Origin of the sequence: Amycolatopsis silviterrae (genome assembly GCF_042684085.1) — a bacterium.
Lineage (GTDB): Bacteria > Actinomycetota > Actinomycetes > Mycobacteriales > Pseudonocardiaceae > Amycolatopsis > Amycolatopsis silviterrae.
Map to the genome: position 1 here is coordinate 94,106 of NZ_JBHUKS010000007.1, position 19,104 is coordinate 113,209.

Consider the following 19,104-nt stretch of genomic DNA (forward strand, 5'->3'; position numbering starts at 1 on the left):
CTGGTTAGACAGTCATCTATTCAAGGAGGATCAGATGTCCCGAGTTCAGCTCGCGCTTCGCGTGGGAGACCTGGCTGGTTCGATCGGCTTCTACTCAAAGCTGTTCGGCACCGAGCCCGCCAAGCTCCGGCCCGGTTACGCCAACTTCGCCATCGCGGAGCCCGCGCTCAAGCTCGTGCTCCTGGAAGGCGAACCCGGTCAGGCCACCGTCCTGGACCACCTCGGGGTCGAGGTCGAGTCGACCGGCGACGTCAACGAGGCCAGCCAGCGGCTGACCGGCGAAGGCCTGGAGACCCTGACCGAGGACAACACCACCTGCTGTTACGCCGTGCAGGACAAGGTCTGGGTGCACGGGCCCGGCCAGGAGGCCTGGGAGGTCTACACCGTCAAGGCGGACGCGCCGGCGGACAACTCCGGCGAGGCCTGTTGCGCTTGACCGGTACCCAGCGGACGGCAACGAGGCCCTACGCTGCAGGGAGCCTGCTTCGGACCTGCGAGGACCCTGAGACCACCATGCGCATGTTTTTCCAGCCTGAGGACGTCGACGCGTTCGAGGAGGCCAAAGCCCTGCTGATCCGGCGCTGCGCGGCGGAGGCCGGGCACGAGGACATCGATCCGCTGATCCTGGAATCGGCGCTGAATTTCCGGCACCACAGCGTCGACGGGCGGCTGGGGTACTGGACCGCCGGCCGGGTCCGGGAATTCCTGATCTCCTACCTGCCCCGGACGCTGTCGGCCGCTCCCGAGGACGTCGCCGACGCCCCGGAAAGCCTCCGGCGGTTCCTGCGCTATCTGCACGCGACCGGGCTGGCCGATCCGACCGGCGATCCGCTGGCGCACCTGGAGACGGCGATCGCGCAGGCCGGTTCCGGTTTCGCCGCGGCGATGGCCGACGAACGCAATTTCGGCGTGGCCAAGTTCTGGGTGATGAACGCGCTCCGGCACGGCGTCGATCCCGCGGACAACGCGGCCATGGAGAGGTTCATCGGCAGGGTCCGCGCGGGCGAGATCAGCTACGACGAAAAGGTGCTCGAAGAGATCGCCTCGCGGCAACTCCTCGACGGCCAGCCCGAGCGCGCGGTGACGCACCTTCCGGTATCGCTTCCCCCGGAGGCCGAACTCGCGGCGGCCGCCGAGCGGACGCGGGTCGTCGCCCAGCTGCGCGCGCTGGCCGAATGGGTCGGCGACGGCCGGGCGCTGACCTCGACCGGCCAGCTGAAACTGGCCGACGCGCGCGAGCTGGTGCCCCTGCTGGGCACCGGCGACGAGATCGACCGGGCGATCGGCGACCGGGTCTACCGGACCCAGAGCAGCAGCGAGCTGACCGAGCTGACCGGTCTGGTCGAGCTGGCGAAAAAGGCCCGGATCGTCCGGACGGTCAAGGGCAAGCTGGTGCGCGTCGCGAAGAACGCGCGGCTGCTCCGGGACAGTCTCGGCCTCTGGACCGCGGCGTTCGACGGATTGCCCTCCCCCGAACTCGTCCTCCGCGGCCGCGCCTGGGCGCCCCGGTACAGCGTGCTGTTCGGCGAAATCATCGACGTGGTGCTGCCCGACGTCCTCAACACCCTTTACAGCTTCCCCGAGCCCGTGCCGGTCGTCCGGCTGGAGGAAAGCGTCTGGCTGGCCTTTGTCGAGGCAATCTGGTTCGACAAACGGGACGAGACGACCGAGACGGAATGGCGGCAGGGAGTCGGCGAGGAGTTGCGCCAGGTTTTCGCGACGCTCGCGGACTTCGGCGCGGTCACGCTCACGACCGGGGTGCCCGATCCGATTTACCGCGCCGACCTCGGCCCGGACGGACCTCACGTGTTCCCGCCGGACGCGGACGCCCGCCTGCGGTCCGCGCTCTCCGCCGGCGCCACCGAACTGGTGGCGCTGACGCCGATGGCCGTTCGGGCGATCCGCGCCAGCATGGTCGCCGACGGCCGCCACGCGCCGCTGGTCGGGGAGCTGTCGGACGCCGGACCGGCCGGGCTGCTCGGCACGCTCGCCGAGCACTACCCCCCGGAAACGGCGGCAGCGGAGCTGGCCGGATGGCTGGCCGCGCACGGCGGCCGGGAACGCGGGCTGCCGCTGCTGCTGGACGCCGTCCGGGACTGCCCGTTCCGCACTCGTGCGAGCGCGATGCTCGACATCCTCGCCGAAGCCCTTCCGGACAGCTCCGCGATGCTTCGGGAACTGCGCGACGACCGGCAGCTCGGCCCGATCGCCGTGCAGGCCCTCATCGGCGAAGACGAGCTGTCCATGGAAGAACTCGGCGAAGAGGAAGCTCTGCGGGGCGTGGCCGAGCAGTTCATTCACCTGCTCGAAACCGGCGGCCCCGACGCGATCGCCGACACCCTCGCCACACTGCCGCCCGACGAGGCCCGCGGCTTGACCACGAACGTGCTGAACTGCGGCCATCCGGACGAGGCCGGCCTGGCGGAGCTGCGGGAGCTGTTCACCCGGCGGCGGCCGGGGCACGCGACCGTGCATCCGCTGGGCGGAATTTCCCGGTCCGCGAAGAAAACCGGCAAGAAGCGGCGGCGGCGCTGAGCGCTGCACTCCCTCTCGCCCCGGGCGGAGCGGAAGCAGCTGGCGGACCGGGCTGGTTTGCGTCCGGGGACGGCGGGAGCTGGGCGTGTCGTCCGTGAGGGCCGCCCTGAGGGAATCAGATTCCTTCAGGGTGCCCCTCACAGACCTAAACAAACCGGCATTATGACATTAAACGGGCGTTTCGCTGACGCGAGTGTCCTTTGTGGACGGTCGGCGGACTGAGGTCGCCCGGTTTAGGTCCCTGGCATTGGCCGCGCGGGTGCCGCGAGGTGATCCGGAGCGGGCACACCTCTTGCCACCAGCCGACCGGCGCCGTTATGTTAATGAGAAATCACTTCTTCCGAGACTGTCGACAGGGGGCGGCGAGCAGCCCCTGGCCGGTGATGGGATGGCAACGACGCCTACCAGAGAGGCAGACAAGTACATGGAGAATCTCAGCAGAAGGAAGGTGCTGACCCTCGGCGCGGCACTCGGCATCGCGGGGATGGCCGGCACGTCGGGCACCGCGTGGGCGTGGTCGGGCAAGGGGTCCATCGCCGGGAGCGGGACGGGGGCCGATCCGTTCCAGGTCTGGGACGACACCGCCGACGCGGTCGCCAAGGCGTTGCTGGCCGAGGGCAAAATACCCGCGGTCAACACGGCCTGGCAGGGCTGGATCGACAACAACGCTCCGCTGCCCGCCGGGATGCCGGATTATCTGGTCTCGTATCTGCGGCAGGTCAACAAACTGCCGTCGTGGGCGGATCCGGCCAAGCTTGCCGCGTCGGAGAAGCTTTACACCCGGTTGAGCAGTTATCTGTTCGTCTCCGAGACGCTCGGCAGCGGGATCATGAGCACCGTCATTCCGCGTGAGGCGCGGGCGGTTTACTGGTCGGCCGGCGGCGCGGACATGAAGCAGCGCGCGGCCAAGACGTTCACCTTCGGCTACGACCTGCACAACTCGAAAGCCTGGGCGCCGGACGGGCACTTCGTCGTGACCGCCAACAAGACGCGGCTGGTGCACGCCGCGGTGCGGAATTTGCTGCCGACGTCGGCGAAATACCAAGACGGCGCGGATCAGCCCAAGCCGATCAGCAATGGCGACATTCTGCGGACGTTCCATTCGGTGGCGACGTACGCGCGCAGCAACATGCTCAAGTGGCACATCGCGCTGTCGACGGCGGAGCAGGAAGCGGATTTGCACGCCTGGCAGGTCGCGCTGCATCTGCTCGGGGTGCAGGAGCAGTTCATTCCGAAGACCTGGGCCGACGCGGAAGCGCAGGCGCAGCAGATGCTGTGGCCGGTGCTCGGACCGACGGACGAAGGGGTCAGCCTGGCGAAGACGTTGCTCGGGTATATCGAGAAGCCGACGCTGGGGCTCGATTCCGGGTTCGTCAACGAGCTGGTGCGGTATCTGCTCAATGACCAGATGGGTGACTGGCTCGGGCTTCCCCGCGATTACGCGCAGGCGGCACTGGTTCGGCTTGAGTGGCCCGCGTATGTCGCGTTCCGGGAGGGCGCGTCCAAGATCATGCCGGGCAGTTTTTATCTCTTCGATCAGTTCGTACGCGGTATTTCGATGCTGTATCTCAACAACGGGACCTCGCCGACGCAGACGCCGATTACGCTCCCGGTGGCGAATCGGCCGGGCGCTTAGCGAAAAGTGCCTCCGGGAACCGGAAAGCGTTCCCGGAGGCGCGCTAGAACACGTCGCGCAGGGTTTCCAGGAGGCGGGCGATGTTCGCCTCGTCGCGGCGGTAGTAGGTCCACTTGCCCCGGCGGGTGGCGACCACCAGGCCGGCCTGCCGCAGCGTCGCGAGGTACTGCGAGGTGGTCGACTGCCCCAGTCCCACGCGCTGCTGGATGTCGGTCACGCAGACGCCGATCTCGACGTCCTCGGGCTCCTGGCCGGGGAAGCTCATCGGATCCTTGAGCCACACCAGCATCTGCCTGCGCGTCGGGTTCGACAGGGCCCGGAACACCGCCAGCAACTCCGCCTCCGAGAACACGGGGCGATCCTAACCCGGCTCTTCATATTGACGATTCGCGATATATAGATCTATGGTCGCCGTATGCCGACTTCGATGCGTGTGGTGGAACTCGTCCGCTTCGGCGGTGCGGACGCCGCGTTCGCCGCCCGAGAATTGCCAAGACCCGTCCCCGGACCCGGCCAGGTGCTGGTGCGCGTGCGGGCCACGTCCGTGAACCCGCTCGACCTGCAGACCCGGCGCGGCGACTACCGCGACCAGGTGACACTGCCCGCGGTGATCGGCAACGACGTGGCCGGCACGGTGGTCGAAACCGGCCCTGGGGCGGACGACTTCCGGCCGGGCGACGAGGTCTGGTACCTGGCACCGGTGTTCGCCGAACAGGGCACCTACGCCGAGTTTCACGTGGTCGACCAGGCGCTGGTCGCGCCGAAGCCAGCCCGGTTGTCGCACGTCGAGGCCGCCGGGCTCGCGCTCGTGGGTGTGACGGTGTGGGAGGCGCTGGTCGAACGCGCCGGGGTCCGGGCCGGGGAACGGGTGCTCGTGCACGGTGGTGCGGGCGGGGTCGGCTCGGTCGCCGTCCAGCTAGCCAGTGCGCTGGGGGCCGAGGTGGTGACCACCGCGCGGGCGCGGGACCACGAGTTCGTCACCGGGTTGGGCGCCGACGTCGCGATCGATTTCTCGGATGGCGACTACGTGCCGAAGGTCCGCGCGCTGGGCGGGGTGGACGTCGTGCTGGACACCGTCGGCGGGGATACCCTCTCCCGCAGCCCGGAGGTCCTCGCCGACCGGGGCCGGGTGGTGTCCATCGTGGACATTCCCGAACCGCAGAACCTGCTGGCGGCGTGGGGCGTGAACGCGACTTACCACTTCGTGTTCGTCAGCCCTGGCCGGGACAAGCTCGCGTCGCTCGGGCGGCTGGTCGACCAGGGCAAGCTCCGGCCGGTGATCGGCACGGTGCTGCCGCTGGCCGACGTCGCCGAAGCGCACGCGCTGCTGGAAGGCACCGGGGACCGCAGGCGTCCGCGCGGCAAGATCGCCATCGCTGTCCCGAGCTAGCTGCCCAACGCGTTCAGCAGGAAAGCCGTGGCGGCGGCGCGGTGGCTGGGCGTGTCCCGCCACCGCAGCCGCCGGCCGGTTTCGACGACCGTGCCGAAGCCCGCGTGCACCAGCACGCGGGCTTGGTGCGGGTCCAGCTCCGGGCGGGCCAGGCGAAGTTGCTGCTCCCACACGGCGATGTGTTCGCGTTGGGCGAGGATCAGCGGGCGTTGCAACGCGGCGGGGAGCCCGCCGACTTCGGCGGCGGCGACGTTGGTCAAGGCGGTGTGCTCGAAGCTGTAAGCCACGTAGGTCGCGGCCAGCACCGGCAAGGCTTCCGCGCCGGTAATGCCGTGGAGGTTTTGTTCTACGGCCTGTGACAGGAGCCCGGCGGCTTGCAGGCAGGCCGCGGCCAGGATTTCGGCTTTGTTGGGGAAATGCCGGTACAGCGCGGACGGCACCAAGCCGACGGCTTCGGCGATCCGGGCGTTCGTGACGGTGGCGAATCCGTCGCGTTCGAACAGCGGGACGGCGGCGGCGAGGATCTGCGCGCGGCGGGTTCTGGGGACCGGCTGGGCGGGGAGTTCGACCGCGGGTGCGCTGGCCGTGGTCGTTGCGGTGGCGAGGCGGAGGGCGGATTCGGTGAGCAGGGTTTCGGCGCGGTGGTGGGCGATCGAGGTGCGGTGCATGGTGATGGAGCCGATCGCGCCGAGTGCGGCTACGGCGCGGAGGTCCGCGTCCGGCGAGGGCGGCACCGCTTCGGTGACCCGCGCGACGACCTGAGCGAACTTCGCGCTGAGGACGCGGCGGTCCGCTCGGTCGAGGTAGCGGGCCTCCCAGCGGTACAGGCCGCCGGACTCGCGGTGGGCGACCGTCACCCGGGCCAGCGGTCCGAGGACGTCCGCGGCGGACGCGTCCGGCGGCACCGCGTCGAGTGCGGCGACCAGCCGGTCCGCCATGACGTTGGCGCATTCGGTGAAGAGGGCGTACTTGTTGGGGAAATGCCGGTACAGCGCCGCCGCGGTGATGCCGACAGCGGCGGCGATCTCCTCCATGGACGCCGCGTAATAGCCGCGTTCGCTGAACGCCCGGCCCGCCGCCTCGACGATGAGCTGCTTGCGGTTGCGCGGACGGGTCGCCGCAGCCGGTTCGGAGGTCACCGCGGACCCCGGGCACACGGATGCGGGAGCAAGGCCATGCCAGCCAGTCAATCACGAGACGGGCGGGTCTTCACGCGGGCGCGGCGCGGGCTGTCATCAGCCCGCGCCCTGTTCGAGGTTTCGGCGGATGCGGTCCCGGGCGGCGGAGTCCCCGGTGCCCAGGTCGGTGCTGCGGATGTCGTGGCGGAGGCCGTTCGCCATCACGAAGCGCGGGCGATGCAGGCTGGCCAGCGACTCCGTGGGGTCCCCGGCGACGGCGATGACGTCGGCGCGGAAGCCAGGGGCCAGTCGGCCGGTCGAAGCCAAACCGCATACGCGTGCGGCGACTGAGGTGGCGCTGGCGATCGCTTGCCGTGGTGTCATCCCGGCTTCGGCGAAAGTGTCGAGGCAGTCGGCGTAGCGTTCGAAGTGGACCAGCGGGATTCCGGCGTCCGTTCCGGCGACTATGGTGGCACCTAAGGAAATGAGCGCCCGGAGGTTGCCGATCACGGCGTCGCGTTCGTCCCACGGGCACATGTAATCCGCTGCGGTGCAAGCGGTGTTCATGGTCGGGCTGACGGCGATTCCGCGCGAGACGATCAACTCGGCGATGCGCGGGTCGAATTCGGTGCCAGTACGGGTGACCCAGCCGCAATGTTCGATGCAGTCGACACCGGCGATTACGGCGCGTTCGATGCCTTCGACGCCTAGCGCGTGCGTGGTGACCGGCAAGGCGCGCGCGTGTGCTTCGGACACCAAAGCGGTCAGTTCGTCCACGGTGTAGCGCGCTTCGGACGGATGGCTGCCAGGGGTCATGAACCCGCCGGTGGTCATGACTTTGATCAGGTCGACGCCGTCCTCGGCGTGCTGTTTGACCATCGCGCGGACTCCGTGGACGCCGTCCGCGATGCCGCCCATGGACGCGGCGTGGCCGCCGGTGACGGTGATCGGGGCGTTGGCGGCCAGGATTCGCGGCGTGGCTTCCGGGGCGGCGGCGAGCAAATCCCGGACCCGGGTGCCCAGCGTGCCGGGGGAGCCGAGGTCGCGGGCGGTGGTGACGCCGGCGTCCAACAAACGGCGTGCGTTGGCGGTCATCCGGCGGCTCAGTGCGTCGTGGTCGGCGGACATTTCGAGGGTGACTTCGCCGGAACCTGGGTCTTGGCAGAGGTGCACGTGACAGTCGATCAATCCGGGCATCAGGGTGACGTCGCCGAGATCAGTCACGTCGCCGCCGGGGGCGGAATTCCGTGGCCCGGCATAGGTGATCGTGCCGTCCGTGATGGCGACGGCGGCGTCGCGAATCAGCGGCGCGGACGCGTCCGTCAGCAAGCGCGCGGCGGCGAGAACGGTCATGCCTGCCTCCGGTAGTCCGCGATCGCCGTGCAGAGGCGATCGATGTCGTCAGTGGTGTTGTAGCAGTGGAAGGAGATCCGGAGGTTCGATCCGCGCGGGGCGGTGACGATCCGGCGGGCGGCCAGGAAGTCCGCCAGGGCAACGGGATCGGCGTCGACCAGCGCGACTTGCGGGCCAGGGCGAGCGTCCGGGGCGGGTCCGTCCAGGGTCTCGCCGGAGCCGGTGAGTCGTTCGGTCGTTAAAGCGACTAGGCGTTCGACGTGTGCCCAGGCGTCCGCGGGGTCGAGCTGGCCGAGTACCTCGATGCCCGCCCGGGCGGCGTAGGCGGCGGGGATTCCGGGGGTGCCGGATTCGAAGCGCCGGGCGCTGGCCGGGACGTCGAGGAGCTCGGGGTCGAAGTCGAACGGGTCGACGCGGCCGAACCAGCCGGTCATCCGCGGCGGCTGGTGGTCTTCGACCCCGGAGCGGGCGAACAGGATCGCGATTCCGGGCAGGCCCAGCAAGTACTTGAGGGTTCCGGTGACGAGGTAGTCGCAGTCGAGCTGCTGGACGTCGACGGGGACGACGCCTGCGGCCTGGTACGCGTCGACCAGCACCCGGGCGCCGACCGCCCGCGCATGTTTGGCGATCTCGTTCACCGGCTGCAGGGAACCGTTGGTGTACAAGGCAAACGGGATTGAGACCAGCCTTGTCGACTCATCGATTTGGGCGCGGTAAGCCTCGATCACGCCGAGCGTCCGCATGGCGTCCTGGCTGACCCACCGCATCTGCTCGCCCTGTGCGTGCAGCACCTGCCCGACGCTGGGAAATTCCGACGCCATCGACACAATCACGCCGCCGTCGTCGAAATCGACCGCGTTGACCGCCTGGAACGCAGCGTGCGACGCGGACGGCACCAGCGCGATCTCGTCCGGCTGTGCGTTGAGGAAACCCGCCGCGGCCGACCACAACCGTTCGACCTCGGCCATCCACGGGCCCCACGGCGCGCCCTGGTCGCGCAGCGAATACACCAGCTCCCCCATCGCCGCAGTGACCTGCACGGAAACCGCGCCCTGACTGCACGAAGCCAGGTGCGTGGTGTCGGCCAGACTGGGGAACTGGGCACGGAACCGGTCGGGATCCACGAGTCACCTCCGCGAGAGCTGCCGTCAGCCACAGTGAACAGCTAGCACCCTCACTGCGCAAGACTTTCTCGCGTCCACCCGATCGTCGTCATTGACGCGACACAAAGCATCGCTCACACTGATGCACATTCATCCAGGCTGAACACAGCGACGTGGGTAGCTGAGGAGTGATCATGGCCCGAACCAAGCGCCGCCGCTGGCACTGGCTGCTGCTCGTCGTCCCGTTCGCGTGGTGCGTCGCGGCGATTCCGCTGGTCAACCGGATCGAGTACGTCTTCGGCTCGGTCCCGTTCCTGCTGGTGTGGATGACCGCGGGCGTACTGGTCGGATCGGGCGCGATCGGGCTGGTCTACGCGATCGACCGGCGCCGCGGCGACCTGGACCGGGTGTGACGCGATGGCGCTGGCACTCGCTCTCCTGATCGCGGTGGGCTCGATCGTCTGGGGCACCGTCGCCGCCGCGCGCGGCCGGGCGATGAACCTGCAGGAATGGTCGGTCGGCGGCCGCCGGTTCGGCACCTGGCTGTTCTGGTTCCTGCTGGTCGGCGAAACGTTCACCACGTTCGCGCTGCTCGGCGCCTCGCAGGGGGTGTTCAGCAACGGCGCGCCCGGGTTCTACGTCCTCGGCACGGTCGTGCTGACCGCCGCGGTCGGCTACTGGGTGGTGCCGAAGATCTGGCGCGCGGGCAAGCAGCACGGCCTGGTCACCATGGCCGACTACTTCACCGCCCGGTTCGAGGCCCGCTGGTTCGGCGGGCTGGTCGCCGTTTTCGGCATCGTCGCGCTGCTGCTCTACGCCCAGGTCCAGCTGACCGGGCTGAGCCTGATCCTGGCGAGCCTGTTCGGCAGCGAGGTCCCGTCGCTGGCCTACGTCGTCGCCGGCGGGGTGCTGGTCGCCGGGTTCGTGCTGGTCGGCGGGATGCGCAGCGCCGCGTTCACCGCGATCGTCAAGGACGTGCTGCTGATCGCGATCCTGCTCGTGGTCGCGATCGGCGCGGCGGACGCGGCCGGGGTCAGCGGACCGCTGGGCGTGTTCGACGCGATGAAACAAGCGCATCCCAGCGGCGCGACGCTGCCCGGGCTGCACGGTTCGACCGCCACGAACACCTGGTGGTGGATGAGCTTCCTGCTGCTCACGCCGCTGGGCTCGTTCGCGCTGCCGCACATGTTCCAGGTGTCCTACAGCGCGAAGGACGTCGCGACGATCCGCCGCAACCAGGTGATCCAGCCGCTGTATTCGCTGTTCTACGTCCTGATCGTGATGATCGCGCTCGCCGCGGTGCTCGCGCTGCCGAAGCTGACCGGCAAGCAGGCCAACGCTTCGCTGCTGATTTTCGTCCGCGAGAAATATCCCGAGTGGGTCATCGGACTGCTCGGCGGCGCGGGCATTCTCGTCGCGCTCGTGCCGACCGCGGTGCTCGTGCTCGCCGCCAGCAGCCTGTTCACCCGCAATGTCGCCGGTGCGCGGTCGGAGAAATGGGCCTCGTCGCTGACCGCGATGCGCGTGGGCGTTCTCGTTTTCACCGCGCTTTCCGTACTTCTTGTCGCGCACAGCAACGAAAAACTGTTGAGCATCATGACGAACGTGTACAGCGCCGTCGGGCAGCTGGCCCCCGCGCTGTTCCTTTCGATGCTGTGGCGGCGGGTCACCGCGCCGGGGCTCGCGGCCGGCGCGCTGTGCGGCGGGCTGATCGTCGGAGTGCCCGCGCTCGGCTCGCTCGCCGCGCACACCATGCCGCCCGGGACCGTGGTCGGGCTGCCCGCGCTCGTCGTCAACCTGATCGTGACGGTGGCGGTCAGCCTGGTGACCCGGCCGCCCTCGGCAACGGCGGTCGAGATCGGGACAGGGGACCGCCCAGCGGGACCCGCCGAGGCCGGTGACCTGCGCCGGAGCGCCGTTCGACGATAATGATCGGGTGACCGTGACGAGGATCCGCGAGTTCCGCACCCTGCGCGGGCTGACCGTGCGCCAGCTCGCCGACCAGGCCGGGGTGTCGACCGGGTTGATCAGCCAGGTCGAGCGGGGCGTCACCGACCCCAGCCTGGAAACCATGCGGCGCATCGCCGAGGTGCTGGACATCCCGCTGTTCAGCCTGTTCCAGGAGCCGGACGAGGAAACCGTCGCGGTGATCCGGCACGACGACCGGTACCGGATCTCCTCGCCGCACCACGCGATCACCTACACCCGCGCCTCGCCGGGCGGCGCGAAGCTCGAGGTGCTCGAAGGCGTGCTCGAACCCGGCGGCGCCTCGTCCGACGAACTGCGCTCGCATCCGTCCGAGGAATGCGTGGTGGTCATCGCCGGACGGCTGACCGTGCAGGTCGGCGAGCAGACGCACGTGCTCAAAACCGGCGACAGCTGCCACTTCGATTCGGCCATCCCGCACCGCTTCCGCAACGACGGCCGGACCGTCGCCCGCTTCCTCGTGAGCGTCACTCCGCCGAGTTACTGATACTTCCGTCGGAGGTATCCGGCGCGAAATTGGTCTAGACTTTTCGTTCCGAACCCGGCGAAAGGGACGGAACTGATGCGTGGGACGACGGTGCCCCCGGGAATGTGCTGCCGACCGGTCAAAACCGGGGAACTTCCGCTGCACCGGCTGGAGGTGCCCGCCCCCGATTCGGTGCCGTTCGCGGTCGGGTCCTTCGACGCGGTGGGCCCGTTGTCGCGGGCGGAATTCCCGCATCGGCACACCTTCTACGAAATCGTGCTCGTCACCGGCGGGACCGGCGCGCACGTGGTCGACCTGACGCGCTGGGAGCTGAGCCCGCCGCACCTCGGCGTGGTCACCCCCGGCCAGGTGCACCACTGGGAGGCGAGCGGGCTCACCGGATCGGTCGTGCTGTTCACCGACGATTTCCTCTTCGACCACCCGTCGGACCGGGAAACCCTGCGGCGGCTGCGCGAACGGCCGTGGCTGCGCCTCGACGGGCCCGCGCACGACCGGACCGCGCGGCTGATCGCCGAACTCGAGGAGGAGTTCCGGCGCGGCGGCGAGGACGGCGAATCCGTGCTGCGCGCGCTGGTGCACGTGCTGATCGTGCGTGCGGGGCGGCTTCCCGGCATCCCGCCCGCGCCGCCGCCCGCCCGCGCCCGCGCGGTGGCGGCGGAATTCGCCCAGCAGGCCGAAAAATCCGAGCTGGGGCTGTGGTCGGTGCGCGCGCACGCCGAACGGCTCGGCGTCACTCCCGGCTACCTCACCGAGGCCGTCAAGGCGGCAACCGGGCGTACCGCGGCGGAATTGGTGCGCGAAGCGCGGACGCAGGAGGCGAAACGGTTCCTGCTGCGGACGAACCTGTCCGTGCGGCAGGTGGCCAGCCGCGTCGGATTCGCCGATCCAGCCTACTTTTGTCGGTTCTTTCGGCGCGAAACCGGGTTGAGTCCCGGCGGATTCCGCCGCACCGGCGACGCCGCCCCGAAGATTCACCACGACTGCATGACTCCGTCCATCGCTGCGGGCTGACCGGTTCTCCTACCGTCGAGGGGAATCCCGAGCCCCCACCGAGGAGCAGGCATGGACGAAGACAGAAAGTTCAGCCGCAAGGCAGTGCTGAAGGCCGCGCTGGCCGCCGGAGTCGCCGCGCCGGTCGCCCTCGTCGGCGGACCCGCGCTCGCCCGCACGAATTTCGCGGGCGGGCAGGCGGTCGAGCCGACCCCGTACTGCCACGACGGCGACGAACCGACGATCGACCAGACCGAGGGCCCGTACTTCAAGCCGAACTCGCCCGAGCGCAGCGTGCTCGTCGACGGGAACACCCCGGGCCAGCGGCTCACCGTGAGCGGATACGTCTTCGGGCTGGCCTGCCAGCCGATCGGCCGCGCGCTGCTGGACTTCTGGCAGGCGGACGTGAACGGCGCGTACGACAACGTCGGCTACACCTTCCGCGGCCACCAGTACACGAACGATCTCGGCGAGTTCAAGCTGACCACGATCGTGCCCGGCCTCTACCCCGGCCGGACCCGGCACATCCACGTCAAGGTGCAGGCCCCCGGCCAGCGGATCCTGACGACCCAGCTGTACTTCCCGGGCGAACCGCGGAACAACACCGACACGATTTTCGACCCGCGGCTGCTCATGACGGTCCGCGACGCCCCGAACAACGCCAAGGAAGCCGCGTTCGACTTCGTGCTGAACGTCCGGCAGACGCCGACGACCGGGCCGACCACCCAGCCCACGTCGCCGACCACGCAACCGAGTGGGTCTTGGGCGGTGGGCAAGGCCTACACCGCCGGCACGCGCGTCACGTTCAACGGGGTCAGCTATGTGTGCCTGCAGGGCCACACTGCCCAGCAAGGCTGGGAACCGCCGAACGCTCCGGCGTTGTGGCAGAAGGGCTGATCCCCTCCTAACGAGAACGGCGGGCTCCCCCGGGCCCGCCGTTCTCCGTTTTCCTCAGGTCCGCGAGGGAGACGCGGGTCCCGATGCCGGGGCTTAAGCCGGCGCTGACCGTCCACAAAGGACTCCAGAGTCGCCGAAATGCCCGATTGATTCCCACATGACCACATTTGAAGGGCGGTGAGGGGAACCCTGAGGGAATCAGAGTCCGTGAAGGTTCCCCTCACGGACGACCCAACCCCCGCGGCAGCGGACCCGCCAAGAGCCGCACCGGCCCTGGCCAGCTCCTTAGCGCCGCCTTGAGTTCCTGGCATCGCCGTTTTCCGGGAAGCCCGGCGCGGGGTGTCGAGTTACGGTCGACGCATTCGTCTTCCACTACGACAACGCCGTACCGGCCTCTCGGAGGACACATGCTGTACCTGCTGGTGATCTACAACTGCGACCGCCCGGAACCCGATGACCCGGCCTTCCCCGACGCGCTGGCCAGGGTGAACGCGTTCGCCGACGAATGCCGCCGGCGCGGGGCGTTCGTGTCCGGACATCCGCTGCAGGGCGAGCACACCGCCACGACGGTCAGCGTCCGCGAGGGGAAGACGCTCGTCACCGACGGGCCGTTCCTGGAGACGCACGAACACCTGGGTGGCGTCTACGTCCTCGACTGCCGCGATCTCGACGAGGCGCTCGAACTCGCCGCGCTGTGCCCGATGGCCGCGGTCGGCACCGTCGAGGTGCGCCCGGTCGCCGCGGTGCCGGGGCTCGCGCACCAGGCATGACCTCGCCGTTGCGGGACACCTACCGCGCGCACCGGGCCCGGATGCTCGCGGCGCTGGTCCGCGTCCTCGGCGATTTCGAACTCGCCGAGGACGCGCTCCAGGACGCGTGCGCGCTCGCGCTGCGCACCTGGGGCGACGAGCCGCCGGACGACCCCGTGGCGTGGCTGCTGACCGCCGCCCGCAACAGCGCGATCGACCGGCTCCGCCGGGCCCGGCGCGGGCAGGAGAAGCTCGCCCAGCTCGGGGAACCCGCCGTGCGCGCGGAACCGTCCGACGAACGCCTGCTCTCGATCGGCGACGAACGGCTCAGCCTCGTCTTCACCTGCTGCCATCCCGCGCTCGCCGAGGAGGCCCGCGTCGCGCTGACGCTGCAGGCGGTGGCCGGGCTGACCGCCGGGCAGATCGCGCGGACGTTCCTGGTCAGCGAGGCGACGCTGGCGCAGCGGCTGGTGCGGGCCAAGCGCAAGATCCGCGACGCCGGGATCAGCCTGGCCGTGCCCGCCGATCATCTGCTGCCCGAGCGGCTGTCCGGAGTGCTGGCGGTGCTGTACTTGATCTTCACTCAAGGCTACACCGCTCCGGAGCACCGGGAACCGCAGCGGGAAGCGATCCGGCTGGCGAAACTCGTCGCGGCTCTGATGCCGGACGAACCCGAGGCGATCGGCCTGCTCGCCCTGCTGCTCGTGCACGATTCGCGCACCGCGGCCCGGTATACCCGCGGCGGCGACGTCGTGCTGCTCGAAGACCAGGACCGAAGTCGTTGGGACCACACGGAAATCGCCGAAGCGATCGGGTTGCTGGACCGGGCGCTGCGGTTCGGCGCGCCGGGGCCGTATCAGCTGCAGGCCGCGATCGCGGTCCAGCACGCGCAGGCCCGTTCCGCCGCGGACACCGACTGGGCGGCGATCGCCGGGCTGTACCAGCGGTTGCACGACATGACTCCGTCGCCGGTGATCGCGTTGAACCACGCCGTCGCGGTCGCGATGGCCGACGGTCCGGCGGACGGCTTGGCGCTCATCGACGGGATCGAAGGTCTCGACCGGTACCACCTGATGCACGCCGCGCGCGCCGATCTGCTGCGCCGCCTCGGCCGTGCCCCGGACGCGATCGCCGCGTACCGGCGTGCGCACGAACTCGCCGCCAACCCGGCCGACCGGCGGTTTCTCGCGGGACGGCTAGCCGCTTTGGAGCACTGATGAGACTGTCCATTCTCGACAACGGGCATCGCCTGCGGGCCAGGCTGTTCCTGTCGGTCACGTCGAAACAGCCGCCGGACATCGTGAAGATGCTGCTGTACCGGCCCGGTTTCCTCACCCGGCCGCTGCTGGACCTCACCGCGCCGGCGATGCGCGGACCGTCGTACTGGACGGCCGGGGAACGCGAATTCCTCGCCATGTCAACGGCGTTGCTGCACGAATGCCCGTTCTGCGTCGACTCGCACGCGGAGCTGACCCGGATCGCCGGGCACGGCGAGATCGATCCCGACCGGGCGGACTCGGCTCGCCCGGAGGTGCGCGCCGTCCGGGCGTTTCTGGAGACCGTCACGCTGAACCCGGACCAGATCGTGCTGCCGGATCTGCCGCCGCCGGCGATTCGCGAGGCGCTGCGGGTGAACCTGGTGTGGAACGTCGTGAACCGGCTCGCGAACGCGTTCGGCTTCGTGCTCCGCGACGGGCAGCTGGAGAGCGGAACCCGTGCGCTGCACCGGTTCGGGTACCGGTTCCCCGGTTTTCTGCTCGCCGGCGGTCCCGTGGGCCCGCACGAGGATCCGGTGGAGAATATGCGGTATTCGGTGTTCACCGTGCCCGCGATGACCGATCCGGCGCTTCGTCGTGCTGCGGCTGGCGAGGACGGCTTGCCCGCGCTGTTGCAGCCGTTCGCGGCGAAGGTTCGCGACGCGTCCTACCGGCTCACCGATGCCGATTTCGCTGAGCTGGCAACGGAATACCGCGAGGACGAGGTCTACGAGATCACCGTCGCCGCGGCGGTGGGTGCCGCGTTGCGCAGTTACGACGCCGGACAGCGGAAACTCGGCGCATAACGCGAACCGGCGGCCGGGGTGTGTCACCCGGCCGCCGGTTCAGCGGTCCGCTCAGGGGCGGTAGAGCTCCTTGACGACGTCGATGTTGTCGTTCTTGTCGACGTGGATTTCGGCGTGCAGCTGGTTCGGCCCGTTCAGCGCCTCCATCAGCGCCTCCTCGGTGCACGGGTTCGTGCCGCGACCCTGCGGGTCGAGGGCGACCTCGTCGCCCGGGCACAGCTCGGCCGCGCCGAACACCTTCGCGGCCTGGCTCACCGGCAGGCGGTAGGTCTTGGGGTCGGCGGGCACGAAGTGGCCGTTGTCCGCGCCGCCCTTCTGCCAGGTGATCAGCTGGAACTGGGCCATGTTGACCGAGTGGTCGAAGCCGGTGAACTGCACGGTCTGCGTCGTGTTCGGGAAGCGGCGGGTCGGCGCGCTCGGCTGCTGGCCCTTGCCCGCGGCCGGCGCGGTCTTGATCATGAATTCGGTGCCGCCGTCCTTGCCGCAGTTCACCACGCCCTGAGTGAATTCCTCTTCCGCGCCCAATGCGCAATCCCAGTGTCCGTCAATGCCGAGCACGCGCTTTCCGGGACCTTCACCCTGAGTCGGTGACAATTCGTAGTACTTCGTCATGACATTGAATGCCTCGGTGCAGCCGGGAATGCTGCCGTTGGCGCTTTGCACCGCGATCAGGTCCATTTGCTTGCCGGCCGGGCCGACCTGCCCGCCGTGTTTGCTGCAGTTGACATCGCCGTTCGACGTGGCCGCGGTGCCGGCCGAACCGCCCTGCTTGACCGCAGCGACTTCGGAAATGTTTTTCGCCGCGGAACCATTTCCGTCGACATTGTTTCCGCTGCACGCGGAAAGCAACGCGGTCGCGGCGACCGCACCGCCGACCATGACCAGCTTCATCGACTTCATCGCGGTGAATCCCATTGTGCGCTCCCCGTGTCTTTTGGCGAATCTCTACTCCCAAAGACGTGAAGCACCGAATGACGTTGCGCCGCAGTTCCGCGAAGAGCCATAGTTGCCCCAACGTCGCCCCGGCGGGGTCCGCGCGGGCACGACCTCGGCCGGTCTCGCAACCCTCAGGACGCGACGCCGAACGCCGCCAGCCACACGTGCGTCAGCGTCGCCGCCGCCTCGTCCAGCGAGCTTTCGGCGAGAAACGCCTGGTAGAAGACGCGTTCGGTCATCCACACCAGCGCGGCCGAGACCGGCGCGGCAGTCGCGGGCGGAACTCCGGCCCGTTCCGCGACGCCGGACATGGTGTCCGCGAGCGCGACCACCGCCGAACGCCACGCCCGGTCGACCGCCGGAACCGACGGCGACAGTTCGACCGCCGTGCGCATCACCGTGCCGTGCTCGCGCCACATCTGAGCGGTCCGCTCGATCCCCAGCCGCACGACGTCCGCGGGAGCCCCGCCGTCGTCCACCGCGTCGACCCCGGCGCGCAACGCGGTGACCGTGCGCTCGACCAGCGCGGCGAGCACCTCGTTCTTGGACCCGAAGTAGAAGTAGAGCGCGCCCCGGGTGATCCCGGCCTCCTGCGCGATCGTCGCCACCGTCATGGCGTCCGCGCCCGCCGTGTCCAGCTGCCGCTCCGCCGCGTCGAGAATCGCGCGCTCGCGCAGGTCCCCCTTGGTCGGCGCGGTCCGGCGGCGGGTCCTGGTGCCGCGTTGCTCGTCTTCCACCTGCCCGTTTTATCACATGCCGACTATTTTTGACACAGTGCAGATTTTTATCAACGCGGTGTAGAGTCTGGCTTATGACCAAGCTCTTCCTGATCACCGGCGCCAGCTCCGGCCTCGGCCGCGCTTTCGCCGAGGCCGCGCTCCAAGCCGGGCACACCGTCGTCGGCACCGTCCGCAAGCAGGCCGACGCCGAGGCGTTCGAGCAGCTCCAGCCGGGGAAATCCCTCGCGCGCATCCTCGACGTCACCGATGACGACGCGGTGTTCCGCACGGTCGACGAGATCGAGGCCGAGGTGGGCCCGATCGACGTCGTCATCGCCAACGCCGGGTACGGCCACGAGGGCGTCTTCGAGGAATCGACGATGGCGGAGCTGCGCGCGCAGTTCGAGGTGAACGTGTTCGGCGTCGTCGCGACGGTGAAAGCCGTGCTGCCGCACCTGCGCCGGCGGCGGCGCGGGCACATCCTCGGCGTGACGTCGATGGCCGGGCTGATCACTGTGCCGGGCACGTCGTTTTATCAAGGCAGCAAGTACGCCGTAGAGGGCATCCTGGAGACGGTCGGCAAGGAGGTCGCGCCGTTCGGCGTGCACGTCACCGCGATCGCGCCGGGCTCGTTCCGCACCGACTGGGCGGGCCGGTCGATGGTCCGCACCGAACGTTCGGTGCCGGACTACGACCAGGTGATGAACCCGATCCGCGACCACCGCCGCGCCGCGAGCGGCAACCAGCTCGGCGACCCGCGGAAGGCGGCGGAGGCGGTGCTGCGCATCCTCGACGTCCCGAACCCGCCCGCGCATCTGGTTCTTGGCTCGGACGCGCTGCGTTTGGTCGCGAACGGGCGGGCGGCGGTGGATCGGGAGATCGAGGAGTGGGCGGAGTTGAGCCGGTCGACTGACTTTCCGGACGGTGCTCAGCTGCCTGGTTGAGCCGGAGCCGTCGCCGCGCTGGGCAGAAGCGCTCCCCGGGAGGTCCGTGAGGGGAACCTTCACGGACTCTGATTCCCCCAGGGAGGCCCTCACGGACTTGCGGACCCGGCCAAGCGAGCATCAATCGGGCATTTCGGCGACTTTGGCGTCCTTTGTGGACGGTCATCAGGCTGAAGCCGCGCGGCTTGAGTCCCGGCAG

The 19,104-nt window shown here is 69.3% G+C and carries 19 protein-coding genes; 13 read left to right on the plus strand and 6 right to left on the minus strand.

Annotated elements, in window-relative coordinates; genetic code table 11:
* Positions 1-34: 34 nt before the first annotated feature.
* The 3 genes from ACFSVL_RS11655 to ACFSVL_RS11665 all read left to right on the plus strand — a co-directional run bounded on the left by ACFSVL_RS11655 (position 35) and on the right by ACFSVL_RS11665 (position 4,171).
* The gene (locus tag ACFSVL_RS11655; protein WP_378303303.1) at positions 35-436 is read left to right on the plus strand and encodes an ArsI/CadI family heavy metal resistance metalloenzyme; all 402 of its coding nucleotides are present in this window, start codon (positions 35-37) and stop codon (positions 434-436) included.
* A 77-nt stretch (positions 437-513) separates the two neighbouring features.
* Complete coding sequence (locus tag ACFSVL_RS11660; protein WP_378303304.1) at positions 514-2,535, plus strand: hypothetical protein; 2,022 nt, start codon at positions 514-516, stop codon at positions 2,533-2,535.
* 424 nt (positions 2,536-2,959) lie between these two features.
* Positions 2,960-4,171 carry an oxygenase MpaB family protein gene (locus ACFSVL_RS11665; protein WP_378303306.1) on the plus strand — a complete coding sequence of 404 codons (1,212 nt, stop codon included), beginning with the start codon at positions 2,960-2,962 and terminating at the stop codon, positions 4,169-4,171.
* Positions 4,172-4,214: 43 nt separating this feature from the next.
* Here the strand turns inward: ACFSVL_RS11665 and ACFSVL_RS11670 are convergent, their stop codons facing one another.
* Entirely contained in the window at positions 4,215-4,523 is a 309-nt protein-coding gene (locus ACFSVL_RS11670; RefSeq protein ID WP_378303308.1) for an ArsR/SmtB family transcription factor, read from the minus strand.
* Positions 4,524-4,586: 63 nt separating this feature from the next.
* Here ACFSVL_RS11670 and ACFSVL_RS11675 point away from each other — a divergent pair, with 63 nt between their 5' ends.
* On the plus strand, positions 4,587-5,561 hold the full coding sequence (locus ACFSVL_RS11675) for a zinc-binding dehydrogenase (RefSeq protein ID WP_378303310.1): 975 nt from the start codon (positions 4,587-4,589) through the stop codon (positions 5,559-5,561).
* Here the strand turns inward: ACFSVL_RS11675 and ACFSVL_RS11680 are convergent.
* From ACFSVL_RS11680 to ACFSVL_RS11690, 3 genes are all read right to left on the minus strand, one after another.
* Positions 5,558-6,700: a TetR/AcrR family transcriptional regulator gene (locus ACFSVL_RS11680; protein ID WP_378303312.1), complete on the minus strand. Its 1,143-nt coding sequence runs from the start codon at positions 6,698-6,700 to the stop codon at positions 5,558-5,560. The genes ACFSVL_RS11675 and ACFSVL_RS11680 overlap by 4 nt on opposite strands.
* A gap of 96 nt (positions 6,701-6,796) precedes the next feature.
* Positions 6,797-8,032: an amidohydrolase family protein gene (locus tag ACFSVL_RS11685; protein WP_378303314.1), complete on the minus strand. Its 1,236-nt coding sequence runs from the start codon at positions 8,030-8,032 to the stop codon at positions 6,797-6,799.
* Positions 8,029-9,156 carry an aminotransferase class V-fold PLP-dependent enzyme gene (locus ACFSVL_RS11690; protein ID WP_378303316.1) on the minus strand — a complete coding sequence of 376 codons (1,128 nt, stop codon included), beginning with the start codon at positions 9,154-9,156 and terminating at the stop codon, positions 8,029-8,031. Before ACFSVL_RS11690 ends, ACFSVL_RS11685 begins: the two co-directional genes overlap by 4 nt.
* A gap of 173 nt (positions 9,157-9,329) precedes the next feature.
* On the opposite strand from ACFSVL_RS11690, the gene ACFSVL_RS11695 reads away from it, so the two are divergent.
* The 8 genes from ACFSVL_RS11695 (at position 9,330) to ACFSVL_RS11730 (ending at position 16,306) form a co-directional block, all read left to right on the plus strand.
* Positions 9,330-9,548, plus strand: coding sequence for a DUF3311 domain-containing protein (locus tag ACFSVL_RS11695; protein ID WP_378303317.1), 219 nt, complete (start codon positions 9,330-9,332; stop codon positions 9,546-9,548).
* 4 nt (positions 9,549-9,552) lie between these two features.
* Positions 9,553-11,064 (plus strand): sodium:solute symporter family protein, encoded by a 1,512-nt coding sequence (locus ACFSVL_RS11700; RefSeq protein WP_378303319.1) that lies wholly within the window; start codon positions 9,553-9,555, stop codon positions 11,062-11,064.
* Between the two features lie 7 nt (positions 11,065-11,071).
* The gene (locus ACFSVL_RS11705; RefSeq protein ID WP_378303321.1) at positions 11,072-11,608 is read left to right on the plus strand and encodes a helix-turn-helix domain-containing protein; all 537 of its coding nucleotides are present in this window, start codon (positions 11,072-11,074) and stop codon (positions 11,606-11,608) included.
* Positions 11,609-11,683: 75 nt separating this feature from the next.
* On the plus strand, positions 11,684-12,619 hold the full coding sequence (locus ACFSVL_RS11710; RefSeq protein ID WP_378303323.1) for a helix-turn-helix transcriptional regulator: 936 nt from the start codon (positions 11,684-11,686) through the stop codon (positions 12,617-12,619).
* A 51-nt stretch (positions 12,620-12,670) separates the two neighbouring features.
* A complete protein-coding gene (locus ACFSVL_RS11715) occupies positions 12,671-13,495 on the plus strand; it encodes a dioxygenase family protein (protein WP_378303325.1) in 825 nt (274 codons plus the stop codon).
* A 407-nt stretch (positions 13,496-13,902) separates the two neighbouring features.
* Positions 13,903-14,265 (plus strand): YciI family protein, encoded by a 363-nt coding sequence (locus tag ACFSVL_RS11720; RefSeq protein ID WP_378303327.1) that lies wholly within the window; start codon positions 13,903-13,905, stop codon positions 14,263-14,265.
* Positions 14,262-15,461 carry an RNA polymerase sigma factor gene (locus ACFSVL_RS11725; protein ID WP_378303328.1) on the plus strand — a complete coding sequence of 400 codons (1,200 nt, stop codon included), beginning with the start codon at positions 14,262-14,264 and terminating at the stop codon, positions 15,459-15,461. The genes ACFSVL_RS11720 and ACFSVL_RS11725 overlap by 4 nt, the downstream gene beginning before the upstream one ends.
* Entirely contained in the window at positions 15,461-16,306 is an 846-nt protein-coding gene (locus ACFSVL_RS11730) for a hypothetical protein (protein ID WP_378303330.1), read from the plus strand. The genes ACFSVL_RS11725 and ACFSVL_RS11730 overlap by 1 nt, the downstream gene beginning before the upstream one ends.
* Positions 16,307-16,357: 51 nt before the next feature.
* On the opposite strand, the gene ACFSVL_RS11735 is transcribed toward ACFSVL_RS11730, so the two are convergent.
* Positions 16,358-17,221 (minus strand): hypothetical protein, encoded by an 864-nt coding sequence (locus ACFSVL_RS11735; protein WP_378303332.1) that lies wholly within the window; start codon positions 17,219-17,221, stop codon positions 16,358-16,360.
* 152 nt (positions 17,222-17,373) lie between these two features.
* Positions 17,374-17,979 carry a TetR/AcrR family transcriptional regulator gene (locus tag ACFSVL_RS11740; RefSeq protein ID WP_378303334.1) on the minus strand — a complete coding sequence of 202 codons (606 nt, stop codon included), beginning with the start codon at positions 17,977-17,979 and terminating at the stop codon, positions 17,374-17,376.
* A 74-nt stretch (positions 17,980-18,053) separates the two neighbouring features.
* Here ACFSVL_RS11740 and ACFSVL_RS11745 point away from each other — a divergent pair, with 74 nt between their 5' ends.
* The gene (locus ACFSVL_RS11745) at positions 18,054-18,905 is read left to right on the plus strand and encodes an oxidoreductase (protein WP_378303336.1); all 852 of its coding nucleotides are present in this window, start codon (positions 18,054-18,056) and stop codon (positions 18,903-18,905) included.
* The last annotated feature ends 199 nt before the right edge of the window (positions 18,906-19,104 follow it).

What these genes read in the sequence shown, in the direction of transcription:
- ACFSVL_RS11730 (WP_378303330.1), top strand. Translation starts at nt 15,461, where the DNA reads ATGAGACTGTCCATTCTCGACAACGGGCATCGCCTGCGGGCCAGGCTG.
- ACFSVL_RS11685 (WP_378303314.1), bottom strand. Translation starts at nt 8,032, where the DNA reads ATGACCGTTCTCGCCGCCGCGCGCTTGCTGACGGACGCGTCCGCGCCG.
- ACFSVL_RS11735 (WP_378303332.1), bottom strand. Translation starts at nt 17,221, where the DNA reads ATGGGATTCACCGCGATGAAGTCGATGAAGCTGGTCATGGTCGGCGGT.
- ACFSVL_RS11660 (WP_378303304.1), top strand. Translation starts at nt 514, where the DNA reads ATGCGCATGTTTTTCCAGCCTGAGGACGTCGACGCGTTCGAGGAGGCC.
- ACFSVL_RS11745 (WP_378303336.1), top strand. Translation starts at nt 18,054, where the DNA reads ATGACCAAGCTCTTCCTGATCACCGGCGCCAGCTCCGGCCTCGGCCGC.
- ACFSVL_RS11710 (WP_378303323.1), top strand. Translation starts at nt 11,684, where the DNA reads ATGCGTGGGACGACGGTGCCCCCGGGAATGTGCTGCCGACCGGTCAAA.
- ACFSVL_RS11655 (WP_378303303.1), top strand. Translation starts at nt 35, where the DNA reads ATGTCCCGAGTTCAGCTCGCGCTTCGCGTGGGAGACCTGGCTGGTTCG.
- ACFSVL_RS11665 (WP_378303306.1), top strand. Translation starts at nt 2,960, where the DNA reads ATGGAGAATCTCAGCAGAAGGAAGGTGCTGACCCTCGGCGCGGCACTC.
- ACFSVL_RS11725 (WP_378303328.1), top strand. Translation starts at nt 14,262, where the DNA reads ATGACCTCGCCGTTGCGGGACACCTACCGCGCGCACCGGGCCCGGATG.
- ACFSVL_RS11695 (WP_378303317.1), top strand. Translation starts at nt 9,330, where the DNA reads ATGGCCCGAACCAAGCGCCGCCGCTGGCACTGGCTGCTGCTCGTCGTC.
- ACFSVL_RS11700 (WP_378303319.1), top strand. Translation starts at nt 9,553, where the DNA reads ATGGCGCTGGCACTCGCTCTCCTGATCGCGGTGGGCTCGATCGTCTGG.
- ACFSVL_RS11715 (WP_378303325.1), top strand. Translation starts at nt 12,671, where the DNA reads ATGGACGAAGACAGAAAGTTCAGCCGCAAGGCAGTGCTGAAGGCCGCG.
- ACFSVL_RS11675 (WP_378303310.1), top strand. Translation starts at nt 4,587, where the DNA reads ATGCCGACTTCGATGCGTGTGGTGGAACTCGTCCGCTTCGGCGGTGCG.
- ACFSVL_RS11720 (WP_378303327.1), top strand. Translation starts at nt 13,903, where the DNA reads ATGCTGTACCTGCTGGTGATCTACAACTGCGACCGCCCGGAACCCGAT.